This window comes from Enterobacter cloacae complex sp. AR_0002 (genome assembly GCF_001922365.1).
GTDB lineage: Bacteria > Pseudomonadota > Gammaproteobacteria > Enterobacterales > Enterobacteriaceae > Enterobacter > Enterobacter hormaechei_C.
In genome coordinates this window covers 2,311,841-2,324,633 of sequence record NZ_CP018814.1, presented here as the reverse complement: position 1 = coordinate 2,324,633, position 12,793 = coordinate 2,311,841, and the positions used below count along the sequence as shown (strand labels likewise).

The 12,793-nt window shown below is 50.4% G+C and carries 11 protein-coding genes; 7 read left to right on the top strand and 4 right to left on the bottom strand.

What is annotated here, in order from left to right; all coding sequences use genetic code 11:
* Positions 1-6: 6 nt before the first annotated feature.
* From AM329_RS11390 to AM329_RS11375, 4 genes are all read left to right on the top strand, one after another.
* Positions 7-372: an NlpC/P60 family protein gene (locus AM329_RS11390; protein WP_032608754.1), complete on the top strand. Its 366-nt coding sequence runs from the start codon at positions 7-9 to the stop codon at positions 370-372.
* Positions 359-2,836 carry a host specificity factor TipJ family phage tail protein gene (locus AM329_RS11385; RefSeq protein WP_032608755.1) on the top strand — a complete coding sequence of 826 codons (2,478 nt, stop codon included), beginning with the start codon at positions 359-361 and terminating at the stop codon, positions 2,834-2,836. The genes AM329_RS11390 and AM329_RS11385 overlap by 14 nt, the downstream gene beginning before the upstream one ends.
* A gap of 58 nt (positions 2,837-2,894) precedes the next feature.
* Positions 2,895-5,111, top strand: coding sequence for a hypothetical protein (locus AM329_RS11380; protein ID WP_032608756.1), 2,217 nt, complete (start codon positions 2,895-2,897; stop codon positions 5,109-5,111).
* 533 nt (positions 5,112-5,644) lie between these two features.
* Complete coding sequence (locus AM329_RS11375; protein WP_032608758.1) at positions 5,645-6,031, top strand: tail fiber assembly protein; 387 nt, start codon at positions 5,645-5,647, stop codon at positions 6,029-6,031.
* 87 nt (positions 6,032-6,118) lie between these two features.
* Here AM329_RS11375 and AM329_RS11370 read toward each other — a convergent pair whose 3' ends face one another.
* The 4 genes from AM329_RS11370 to AM329_RS11355 are packed head-to-tail and all read right to left on the bottom strand — an operon-like array spanning position 6,119 to position 9,055.
* Positions 6,119-7,591 carry a glucosyltransferase domain-containing protein gene (locus AM329_RS11370; protein ID WP_032608759.1) on the bottom strand — a complete coding sequence of 491 codons (1,473 nt, stop codon included), beginning with the start codon at positions 7,589-7,591 and terminating at the stop codon, positions 6,119-6,121.
* Positions 7,584-8,507, bottom strand: coding sequence for a glycosyltransferase family 2 protein (locus AM329_RS11365; RefSeq protein ID WP_032608760.1), 924 nt, complete (start codon positions 8,505-8,507; stop codon positions 7,584-7,586). The genes AM329_RS11370 and AM329_RS11365 overlap by 8 nt, the downstream gene beginning before the upstream one ends.
* Positions 8,504-8,866, bottom strand: coding sequence for a GtrA family protein (locus tag AM329_RS11360; RefSeq protein ID WP_032608763.1), 363 nt, complete (start codon positions 8,864-8,866; stop codon positions 8,504-8,506). The genes AM329_RS11365 and AM329_RS11360 overlap by 4 nt, the downstream gene beginning before the upstream one ends.
* A 6-nt stretch (positions 8,867-8,872) precedes the next feature.
* Positions 8,873-9,055 carry a hypothetical protein gene (locus AM329_RS11355; RefSeq protein ID WP_032608764.1) on the bottom strand — a complete coding sequence of 61 codons (183 nt, stop codon included), beginning with the start codon at positions 9,053-9,055 and terminating at the stop codon, positions 8,873-8,875.
* A gap of 120 nt (positions 9,056-9,175) precedes the next feature.
* Between AM329_RS11355 and AM329_RS11350 the strand changes: the two genes are divergently transcribed.
* From AM329_RS11350 to AM329_RS11340, 3 genes are all read left to right on the top strand, one after another.
* Positions 9,176-9,565, top strand: coding sequence for a S24 family peptidase (locus AM329_RS11350; RefSeq protein ID WP_032608765.1), 390 nt, complete (start codon positions 9,176-9,178; stop codon positions 9,563-9,565).
* 448 nt (positions 9,566-10,013) lie between these two features.
* Entirely contained in the window at positions 10,014-10,289 is a 276-nt protein-coding gene (gene yahO / locus AM329_RS11345) for a DUF1471 family periplasmic protein YahO (protein ID WP_003858898.1), read from the top strand.
* A gap of 200 nt (positions 10,290-10,489) precedes the next feature.
* On the top strand, positions 10,490-12,673 hold the full coding sequence (locus AM329_RS11340) for a TonB-dependent siderophore receptor (protein ID WP_032665464.1): 2,184 nt from the start codon (positions 10,490-10,492) through the stop codon (positions 12,671-12,673).
* Positions 12,674-12,793 lie beyond the last annotated feature (120 nt).

Here is a 12,793-nt window from a genome sequence, read left to right as displayed (position 1 = left end):
AGCCGGATGATCGGCGTGCCGTGGTCTAACCGCGCCTGCTCATTCGAAAAGACTGATTGCTGGGGTCTGGTGGTGCTGTATTACCGACACGTTCTCGGCATTGAGCTGCACCAGACGCCGGGTTACGAAGCCGGGGAAGATTTCTTCACTTGCTATCTGGGAGACGTCGTTTTCTGGCGCAAGGTCCATAAACCGGTCGAGGGCGGGATATTCGTCGGGTACCGCGGCGCGCAACCGGCACACGTTGGCATGGTACTGAACCGGCAGGCGCTGCACTCGCGCGGCGAGAACGGAAGCGTACGCATGGATTCGTTGCTGGTCATTCAGCGGGCATTCACCAAAGTGGAGTTTTTCGAATATGGCGCTGGTTGAGATATCGAATTTTCCAGGAACGCCTAAGCTGCGTTGCAGGGTGCCAAACGGCACCCTTTTTTATGACTGGCTGGCGGCCAATGACGCTACTTTTCACCGCGATCTGCTGATCGTCCGCAATGGTGTGAAGCTGGGCGACGACGATGAGCTGGCGTTTGAACTGAGCGAGCTGGACCATATCCAGATTTTCGACCAGCCAAAGGGCATTGTCGGCGACATCCTGAGCCCGATATTCAAAGTGGTTGGCCAGGTCTTTTCGTTCCTGGCACCGAAACCGGCTATCGCGAACAGCGGCGGTAATACCGTCGACTCACCCAACAATAGCCTGACCGGTCAGACAAATATCGCGCGAGTTTACAAGGCCAAGCCGGACATCTACGGGCAGATTCGCTCTTTCCCTGACCTGATTCAGGAATCTGTATTCGAATACGTTCACCAGACGTCTACGGACGGCGGCCTGAAGTACGTAACCGAGTGGATGTGCATCGGGATCGGCAAATACGATTACGAGTCTGTTCGCTACTCAGAATCGAGCCTTGGCTCTTTGGCCGGTGCTGAATTTCAGTTCTTCCAGCCTGGTGAGGTCATCCCGCAGATCGTCGAAGGCTACGGATTTGATGACGTCGACGGGCAGGAGGTGCCTGGGCAGAACGAAGCCAGTGACTTCCCGATCGAAACAGCGACTGCAAACACTGTAGTCAGCGGCACGTATTCCGGCGGCCAGATAGCGATGAAAATCGTGAAGCAGGCCGAGTTCGATTACTTTATGGGCCTGGTGCTGCCGCACGCGGTGACTTTCACCATCAATGTCACGTACAGCACTGCATCAGGCAACGTTACTACTGACGCTACCTTCTCCGGCACGCTGATCTCCGCCGTTGAAACAAACGACGGTGCGGTTGTTAACCCGGTGCGCTGGTACACGTTTACGATGAACCAGCTCGAGGGTCCGCAGGACATCCCGGCGAACGCCACCATCAACACCACTAAGTTCATCCTCAACGATAACGAGGCGCTGGTGGTCGGCCCGTTCTTCTCCCCGGTCGAGTCAACGCAACTGTGGCTGCATACTCAATCAAGTCTGGGCGGGAAGAAAGAGACCAACTGGAAGGTTGTCATCTGGAAAATTGACGATGACTACAACCAGGTCCCGGGAACGCAGCAGACGTTCACGTACCGGCAGACGACACCTCACCAGTCGACGAGTGAAGTGTTCTATCGCACCGACAAAATCACACCGACCGGCGGCTTCGGGAAGTATGCGGTCAGTTTTCAGCGAACGGATAACTCTGGTGATGCTTCCCTGCTGAAGGTCGAAGAGATCCACAGCATCAACATCCGTACGAATGTCGTTCACCCGACCGACACGCTGGTACGAGTGAAGGTGAGGGCGACTGAGAACGCATTGGGGAGCCGCGAGCGCAAATACAACGCGCTGGTGACCCGCCATACCATCACGTACGACCTGGACGCGCAGACGGTTGACTATACGCTGAGGCCATCGCGGTCGTTCGCAGATGCGGTGGCGCATACCTGGTTGATTATGGGCGAACAGCCGGTAAGCAGCATTGACCTGTACGGGCTGTACTCTATCGCAGAAAGTCTGCCTGACGAGCGTCTGGGCTACTTCGATTACACATTTGACGACGAGAACGACTCACTTGGCGACCGCGTGCAGGCGATCTGTAATGCGGCGTCGGTGGTGGCGTACTGGGATGACGGCGTGCTGACGTTTACCCGCGATCAGAAGGTTGATTACCCGGCGGCCGTATTCAACCGGGCCAACATGAAAACTGACGAGTACAAAATGACATACGAGGCCACGCTTCCTGGCGGCTACGACGGCGTACAGGTGTCCTACGTCCACCCTACCACGAACAATAAGACGTACATCAACTACCGCGTGCTGAACGGCGCTATCGTCGAGCAGGAAGCGGAGAACCCGAATAAGCTTGAGATTGTCGGCTTTCGTAACGAGTACCAGGCGCGGGAGCGCGCGCTGCGCGAAACGAAACGCCTGATCTACTCCCGGGTGAAGATGAACGCCAAAGTGTTTGAGGACGGGATAATTCAGGTCGGCAGCGTCATTCAGATGCCTGATATCTACGACAGTAACCAGCAGCAGGGTTACATCACCGGCCGCGCCGGGAATGACTTCGATACCAGCGAGCCGATCACCTTCACAGGTTCGATGTATGTGCTTGTTACCGATAGTCTGGGTAACCCGACCCTGCGCTATCCGGCGACGGCCCGTAGCGACACGAAGTACGGCTTCACCGCGGCAATACCCGATATTCAGCTCAACATCTGGAACGGAGAGACTGTGCAGCTCCCGTCGCGCTATCTCATCGCGACAGTAGAGGAGCTGGACAGCCAACTATGGACGGTCAACAGCATCAAACCGAACACCGATAACACGGTATCTCTTACCGTCGCGGAATACAGCGACGCCATCTACCAATAAGAACCGTCCCCGACCAACCGAACCCGGCTATCGCGCCGGGTTTTTTAATGGAATCAATATGGCTACGCAACCAACTCAAGATGCAGTACCAAGTGAATCACCTCGCGACTTGAAATTTAACGCGGGGAAAATTGACGAATTCGTCACATCGATGGGGTGGACCTATATCGATCGCTTTGGTCAGAAGCACTACACCATTGAGGGCATCAACTATCTTTCCCAGCAGGCAATGGCCGCCTACGGTTACGTAATTCTTACAGGGAAAACTTTCACCACCGGCGCGACAATCAACAACCCGAATGAGGTGCTGCTGAACACCGCCGACGGCGAATATTACAAATGGACTGGTTCGTTTGCTTCCGGCCCGAAAGTTGTTCCGGCCAACTCAACCCCAGCCAGCACTGGTGGTATTGCGCCTGGGGCGTGGATTGGGGTGGGGGATGCGTCATTGCGGGCTGCGCTTGCATCGGTGAGTGGCGCTGGTCTGGTCGGGGTCTCGGTTGGCTCTGTCTATCCTGCTGGTACAGTCGGTTCTGCCATTCAATACCGCACCCCTCAGATGTATGGTATTGAACCAAGCACCACAAACATCATTGGCTCCGGTCTGGATGCTATGTTTGCCGCGGGCGGGGATATTCGTTTCGAGAAGCCGGGTACATATCTAACGGATCGTGCATGGATATTGCGCTCAGGTACTCGGCTTTGGATTGGTCCTGGGGTGACCATTCGCGCGGCCAGCACCTACAACGGCAACCTGCTCCGTAACTATGCGTACGAGACCGACGGTGGAGCCGGGACCGCCGATGATATCATTGAAATATGGGGTGCTGGCACTCTCGACTATGACGGGCTTGAGAAGCCATTCAGCGGACTTAACGCTATGGGGGCTATCTTCAAAAACGTAACGACGCTTCGCATCGGCGGAGGGCTCATGTTCCGTAACTCCCGTAAATACTGCTGGCTAATTTGTAAAGTTCAGAACCTGCACGCAGATGGCCTGCGCTTCAACACGATCTCCGATGGCATTCACCTTCAGCCGCCGATAGAAAACGCATGGATTAAGAATCTTAGCGGAGTAACCGGTGATGACTTCTGCGCCCTGACAGATGGTGATTACCCAAATTACGACATTGCTGAACCTGGAGACTTCGCCAACATCAATATAGAGGGTATCTACGTTCGCAACGTTAATAACGACGAAGGCACTCGTGCGACATCACTTGTGGCACTCGGCACCGCTGGTATGAACACTTTCCGCAGCATAAGTGTGTCTAAGCTCTACGGCCAATCCGGCAACTGCGTACTGTATGCTAAGGGTGATGCACAGAGCCGTGGGCGCATGAAAATAGAACGCCTCGCTATAAGCGATGTGTTTGCTACGCCAGGACCGGGTGCTCAGGCAATCGTAATCGACGGCCTCCACGGGCCGCAGCCAGCGGGCGTTACTTATGCCGTTGAAATTGACACCCTGAGCATTACAAACATAATGTCTCAGTCTGCCGCTAATCAGCCTCTTATTATGGTTACCGGTGACACTAACGCTCAGACCATCGTGCACTCGATGACTATAGACGGAACCCCGAGAACGGCGTACAGCATAGTTAACCTCGGGGCAAATGCATCGCAGGTGACAGTGGGAAAACTGAATATTTCCAACTGCAACACTCTGTTTATTAAAGACCCTAACTCGGCGATAGTAAACACCCGTGGTTACATCGGTAGCCTGGTTATCAGTAACAGCAACTACCATTTCGACGACAGCACCTACGGTTACGCATATCGGGGCGTTGGGGTGGATGGACGTATTGACTCTATATTTATGTCTAACTGCCGTCAGGACGATGGGGTCAACGTAGTTTCAGTACAGCGACAGACGCAACAGGTGGCCGTGCACATTAGCAACACAGAAATGTTCGGCGTGCAGACTGGTGTTAACTTTATTAACGTATCCAGTGCGCGACTGTTCGTTGATAACTGCTGGTACCGTGGCGACTCCGGCTACACATTCATCGCGTCCAACGGCAGCAGCGTTATCCTTCGCGGTTCCGTAGAAACGGACGGGAATAACGCCGCCACCACGTCTAACGGGGGTACCATTACACTGGCGCGTGGCATGCAGGGGATTTCATGTGACGTATCTAAGATTACGTCTATGGATGGCGCAGGGTGCCACAACACAAACGGCAGTTTGTCATGCGGCTCGGGCCAGGTTGTGGTGCAAACTAAAGTATGGAAAAACCTTTTCTCAAGTGCAACTTACACTAGCAGTATTTGATAAAATCATGCGTGTGAACTGAAATTAATAAATAGGTTTCATTGAGTTAATATCTTTTGAAATAATATGCAAGCCCACTCAGGTGGGCTCCTCTGCAATACTTGCTATCACCCTCGCATCACCACACCCAAATTACCCCAGAGGTAATATCTCTCGGCAGGCCTATCTTTGACTACCGGCAGGCGATTTAATCACGTCTGCGGGTGCTCCTTAACAGTCAGGTTTATCTTTTTCATCATGCCGACTTAGAGAGTGGCGGTCTGTGTTTATCTCAACTTGCATGCCTGTGATTCGTCTTATTGCTGGAAGATTGATAGGCACTGATACAGCAGGATACGGGTGCAAAGGGGCGCGGGTGGTAGTCCATTCATCGGTTTTAGTGGTGGTGTGTCGGCCGTGAATACTGTTGCGAAAAGTGGAACTGGATATGGATCTGGTGGCGCGGGAGGCTATGCTGCACAAGTCGTTATTGGAAACGTAGCGCCAGGTGGCGGTGGTACAAGCGGGATTGTAATTGTCGAGGAATACGTATAATGAGCATCTACGCTGTAATCAAAGATGGCATCGTTGTTAACACTGTGGTGTGGGATGGGGTGGGCGATCTCTTTGATGCTTTTAAGACAAAGAATATAGATGGCCTAAATGCAGGTATTGGCTGGACATATGACGGAAAAGAGTTCGCTGCACCAGTTGAGCCACCATTACCAGAGCCAACCTACGATGAGCTAGTTAAGCAGGCTGAAATCGAAAAGAGTGGTTTGATTAGCCAGGCGAACGACTACATAGATAGCAAACAGTGGCCTTCAAAGTTGGCGCTGGGTCGCCTGAAAGATGACGAAAAAGCCTCATTTAATGAGTGGCTTGATTATCTTGATGCGCTCGAATCGGTAGACCCATCAAAAGCACCAGAAATAATCTGACCTAAAATATAAAGTAAGACATCAAGGGTAATTTACGCCCTTGATGTCTTCATGAACGTGTTAGCAGCTTAAACTATCCTAAGATCTTCATTTATTACAAACACGCCCACCGAGATAAATTAGTAAGTTTTTATCATTCTCGAATATGGAGTATTGAGGCATGGAGTAAATAAGGTTCATCTCACCATTGCAAGCCATTTTCTCTAAGTCATAGGAAATCTGCCTGTTCTTACCAGAGAATCTTATGTTCCTAATTCCATTGTTGATTAATGACTGACTTAATGTCATGTCATAGTAGTTGTTCTTTATGTGATCTAGTATTGGGAACGCTCTGTTTGAAGTTTTTGACGCCTCTGAATAGTCTGTTGCGCCGAATATATATGTATTTTTCTCCGATTTTAAAGATGATAGCTTTTCGCTTAAGGAAAATAATACATATGAATCGTAGCGCTGCTGATGATAAAGTGAAGATGCTGTGGCATAAATTACCGAAGTTGATGAGAATATCAGCGCGATAGATAAATATACTGCAATACGATTAAAGAAATCACTAAATATGGCGGGGATAGCAAGAGCCAGGAAAATTATAAACGCTATTGGAAACAAAACTCTCGTTGGATAGTACCCATTGCTAAGAATCAGGTTGACACCAGCAGAACAAATTAATATTACAACAGGAGCGAGCGCCATTAGGGAAAGGTTTAAAAATCTTGATTTCCCCGCGCCATCCTTAACTACTGCAATGATATGTTTTGCGTATACAATGATAAAAGCTAGCGTTGCTACCGCTATTAATATAGCAGCGACATGGCCATAAGATTGCAACGCTGTTGAAATAGAGGTATGGATTCCTGTGTAAATGTTACTTGCTAACCCAGTATTTAAGTCAGCCCTCTTTTCTGTGGACTTAATGGTGTTAATTACAACTACGAAATAATATAAAACGCAAGACGCTACGGTAAGGCCCGCAGATTTTATAATGTACTCTATATTTTTATTGTTGTCTTTTTTAGATTGAATAAATGTAGTTATTACCAATATAGGGAATATTGCAATTGCTGGCTGGTAAAAAGAAAGACATGCAACAAGGGATGCCAGCGCATAAATAGCCCTATTTTTGTTTAGTAAGTCCCATGCTAGAACAGGTAACAGCATGGACAATATCATTGATAATGAGTCAAACCTGAACAACATATTACCAAGCAATAGTGGATTTACTGCTACAGTTATGCATATTAGTGCATTCCCGATGGTGATTTTATGGAAAGTATTTTTAAGTAAAAGCACTGTTAAATATGATAGCGCAACAATGCTCAATAATTGAGGTAAAGGCGTAATGTCGGCAAGGCGGTCAGAACTGGTGCTCAAGAACATAGCAAGCCATTCAGTTAATGGTCTGCCTAATTCCATCCACCCAAAGTAGCCTTTGATTGACCTGGTGATATCATCAACCAGATAGAGCCTGTCATTGATCAGTGGGTAGTATCCGATCGATATTATTACAAGCGAGAATATCCATGCATTGAATAATGATAATTCTTTTTTGTGAAAGCTAACCATTTATTTTTTCCTTCAAAATATAACGAGGTCTATTTTTAACCTCAATATAAATCCTGCCGATGTACTCACCGAGAACTCCAATACCGATCAATTGCACACCGCCGAGGAATAAAATTGATACCAATATAGAAGGATAGCCTCTAACTGGGTTCCCGAATGCCATGGTGTCAATAATCATCCAAGCGCCGTACATAAAGGCCATTCCCGCAACGAGCAAACCGATATACGTCCACATGCGCAGTGGAAAAGTTGAGAAACTGGTGATGCCCTCTAATGCAAGATTCCACAGCTTCCATCCATTGAACTTAGAATCCCCGGCAACACGCTCTGCGCGGGCATACTCAACAACATCAGTGCGGCCACCAACCCAGCTCAAGACGCCTTTCATGAAAAGGTTGCGTTCTGGCATTAGCTTGATGTTTTCAACCACATCCCGGGACATCAGGCGGAAGTCGCCAACGTTTTCCTCGATCTGCGGATTGCTGATTTTGTTGTGCAGCTTATAGAACCACTCTGCGGTCTTGCGTTTGAGTCGTCCATCCGTAGAGCGGTCTGTTCTCTTAGCAAGAACCATATCCGCGCCGGCCTGCCATTTCCCGATGAGATGAGGAATGACTTCAATCGGGTCCTGCAGATCAACGTCAATCGGGATAACTGCTTCACCTGTAGCGTGGTCAAGACCGGCGAACAGCGCAGGCTCTTTACCGAAATTGCGGGTGAAGGAAAGAGGAACGACAAGCGGATCGGCCACAGCAAGCGCGTTTATGATTGATTCTGTTGCATCTTTACTGCCGTCATTAATAAAGACAATCTCGACTTCATGCTGTCTTAGCTCTTCAAATTCCCGCACAGTTTTATAGAAGATTGGAATCGCTTCCTCTTCATTAAACACCGGAACGACCAGAGAAATTTTCATTTCGCATCCCTAAAGACAATGAACTTTGAATAGATGAAACCGGCCACAAGACTAAAGCCGGAAAAGACGATGAGAGTAATAATAGCCGGAGCACCGGTAACGTCAGCGATATATCCAGTTATTCCAGCCATTGAGCCCATGAAGGCGACGAACGCAAAATAACGCACAGAAGTAGCCTGGGATTTGAAGGTCCATTTTGCGTTTACGAAAAAACTGAATGTTACAGCGATACAGAAGGCTATGATGTTCGCTACGGTCTGTGTAGCGCCAAAGAAATGGATTAGCCCTCCGAAACATAGCCAGTGCAACGCCGTATTCACCACACCAACTGAAACATACTTGCCAAAAATGCGAAGCATAAGCCTTTAACCCTTAAAATATTCTTTGATTTTCATTGCCAATTTCTTCAAATGATGCATGTCTGAGAATAACCATATGAATAGCATCACCACCTCAGCAATTTGAAGCGAGAAGTTATCTGCGCTGTAACCAGTAACAAGACCGCAAAGCGAGATTAAGGCAGCAAAACGTACAAGAAAATCAACCATTTTATAAACATTTCTGAGTTTTCGGATTAACGGCAAGCATAGTATCACTGTAAAAGTGATTGATCGATACCGCCGATCGATACTACTGTATGTATATACAGTAACTATCGGAGATGTATCATGGGATTCCCGAGCCCTGCTGCTGATTACGTTGAAAGTCGTCTGTCACTTGATGAAGCGCTTATCCAGAAACCAGCCGCTACGTACTACATGCGGGCGGGTGAGACTATCTACCGCTGCGGTATCATGAAGGATGCGCTGCTTGTGATTGATTCGTCGCTTAAGCCGTGTGACGGCTCGCTGCTTATCTGTGACTGCAACGGTGAGTTTAAAGTAAAGAGATATCGCACATATCCGCAGCCGCATCTTGAGAATGTGGCGAACGGGAGAAAGGAGAGGCTGCCTAGTAACGACGAGGGTATCAGCGGGGCGCTACCAATATTTGGAGTCATCACGTACATCATCAACGATGCGCGGACAGGTGAGTTTGATGATTGCCCGGTGATGTGAAGGAAACTACACAGCTATACCATGAGGCATGGCTATGCATTCTCTGTGTCACAGTTGTGTCATGCATGGATGAATCAGAAGGAAATACGACAGCATGTAATGACACGTAATGACACAAACGCGTTGCGAGCGCGGAAAAACCAATGATATTACAGTGCGTTAAATAGTACTCTACGTTCTTCTAAGCCGTAGGTCGTAGGTTCGAATCCTACAGGGCGTGCCATTTAAAATCAGTAACTTATGCCAGTTTCAAGCCAGCCTGATTTTCTTCATGAAACAACCATCGCGAAAGTAGCGTTAACGCACATTTTTCACAGCACAATTGACTGTTATAACAGTATTTTTCTTACGCTGTGGCAATTTTATTATTCCTCTACCATGCTCATATCACCTCACTCTCACTCGTGGGGCTTTTTGTAGTTGCTGATTAATCTCAAGGAAAAAGGTTATGAAAAAAACGACTGCTATTTTGATGGGCGCTGCATTTCTGTTTACCACCAATACCTTTGCGGCTGAACTGCTGACGAAAAACGAGTTTGAGAAAGTTGAATCACAGTACGAAAAAATCGGTACCGTGAGCACGGCTAACGAAGTCTCTGTCGACGATGCGAAAAAAGAACTGGTCGAAAAGGCCGATAAAGAAGGTGCTGATGTACTGGTGCTGACTTCCGGTAATACAAACAACAAAATTCACGGCACCGCCGATATTTACAAGAAAAAATAATACCTTAGTAACCACCCCTGTTTCGGGGTGGTTGCGCGCCCTACCTCCCTCCCAACATTGTTTCTTGCCGCTTCTCGCTCAGAGAGGCCGTTTACACTTGATTACGTATACATAATGCGTATAGTTCTCATTTGCATTTCTTTTAATAACTTTTAAGGCCCGACAACGGGTCATTTTTGCGCGCACGTTAAGAGCTCATTATGAACAACACCACAATGCACAAAACGCTGCTGGCGATTGCCATCGGCGCGGTAACCCACTCCGCTTTTGCGGCGGATGAGAAAAAAGAGGACACCATCGTCGTCCAGTCCACGGCGGGGAGTGATTTCAAACCCGGCGGCGACCAGCTGGTGCCCGCCTTCCTTGACGGGCAGGTGGCGAACGGCGGGCGCATGGGTATGCTCGGTCAGCAAAACGCCATGGACGTGCCGTTCAACATCATCAGCTACACCTCGAAGCTGGTGGAAGATCAGCAGGCAAAAACCATTGCTGACGTGGTTGCCAACGACGCGGGCGTGCAATTTGTTCAGGGGTACGGCAACAGCGCGGAAACCTTCCGCATTCGCGGCCTGAAGTTTGACGGCGACGACATGACCTTTGGCGGATTGTCCGGGGTGCTGCCGCGTCAGGTGGTGGATGCCCAGATGGTCGACCGCATCGAGATCTTCAAAGGGGCCAACTCCCTGATGAACGGTGCCGCAAGCTCGGGCGTGGGCGGGATGATCAACCTTGAGCCAAAACACGCGGGCGACACCCCGCAGGCGAAAGTGGGTGTGGACTACACCTCGGATTCCCAGATTGGCACCACGCTGGATGCGGGCCGCCGCTTTGGCGATAACGACCAGTTTGGCGCGCGGGTGAACCTTGTGCATCGTGAAGGCGAAACCGGCGTGCCGAACGACCGCCGCCGCACCACGCTGCTTTCTACTGGTCTGGATTACAAAGGCGACCGTTTCCGCACCTCGCTGGACCTGGGCTACCAGAAAAAAACCTTCCACGGCAGCCCGACCAGCGTCAACATCTCGGCGGTGGACTTTGTGCCTGAACCGCCGAAGAACGATCGTAACTTCTCGCAGAAGTGGGCCTACAGCGATATCGAAAACGAGTTCGGGATGTGGCGCAGCGAGTATGACATCACCGATAGCTGGACGGCGTATACCGGTCTCGGCGCGCAGCACGCGCACGAAGAAGGGATCTACAGCGCGCCGAAGCTCCTCGATAAGAGCGGTAATGCGACGGTCAGCCGCCTTGATACCAACCGCATCAGCGATTCTGTCAGCGGCATGGCGGGCATTCGCGGTAACTTCACTACCGGATTCGTCTCGCACAAGGTCAATGTTGGCTATTCGGCGATGACCAAAAACGAAAAGATCGCGTGGAAAATGTCGGCGACGAAGGATAATCCGACCACCAACATCTACCACAACACCGGCGTCGATATGCCGGACAGCTCCAACCTCAACGGCTCAGGCGGCAAATACAGCGATCCGCTGACCAGCGGGCGCACCCGCACGCAAGGCTGGCTGCTGAGTGATACCCTGGGCGTGCTGGATGACAAGCTGCTGTTCACCGCAGGCGCGCGGCATCAGAAAGTGGTGATTCGCGGGTACAACAAAATCACCGGTGCGGAAAACGACGCGGACGGTTTCGACGGCAGCCGCTGGATGCCCACCTACGGCGTAGTCTATAAACCGTGGGAGGAAATTTCCCTCTACGCCAACCACACCGAGGCGTTACAGCCCGGTGAAACCGCGCCTCGCTCAGCAAACAACTACGGCCAGAGCACCGGTATCGTTCACTCTAAGCAAAACGAAGTGGGCGTAAAGGCGGACTTTGGCCGCGTGGGCGGCTCCCTGGCGCTGTTTGAGATCAAAATGCCGTCGGCGATCCTTGACGACAGCGGTCACTATGGTCTGGATGCAGAACAGCGTAACCGCGGCGTGGAGCTGAACGTCTTCGGCGAGCCAATGCTCGGGATGCGTCTGAACGCCAGCGCCACCTGGTTGCAGGCCGAGCTGACCAAAACCAAAAACGGCGTCAATCAGGGCAACGATGCGATCGGTATTCCGAGCTTCTACGCCGTGCTGGGCGCAGAGTACGATATCAAGCCGATTGAAGGCCTGACGGCGACCGCGCGCGTTAACCACTCCGGCACGCAGTATGCCGATCTTGCGAACAGCAAAAAGCTGGACAGCTACACCACGCTGGATCTGGGCATGCGCTATCGCTTCGCGGTGAACCACAATGAAAATCAGATGACCGTACGGGCAGGTATCGACAACGTGACCAACGAGAACTACTGGTCAAGCGTGGACGATTCCGGTACTTACATTACTCAGGGCGAGCCGCGTACCTTTAAGGTCTCGGTTGGCTACGAGTTCTAAGCGTTCCACCTCGTTATCCGGGGCAGGGACGCCCCAATCCCTTCGTTGTCGTGTTATAAAATTGTAATAAAAGCTTCTTACACTGGTCGCCACAACCTTACCTCTTGGCCAATGACAGGA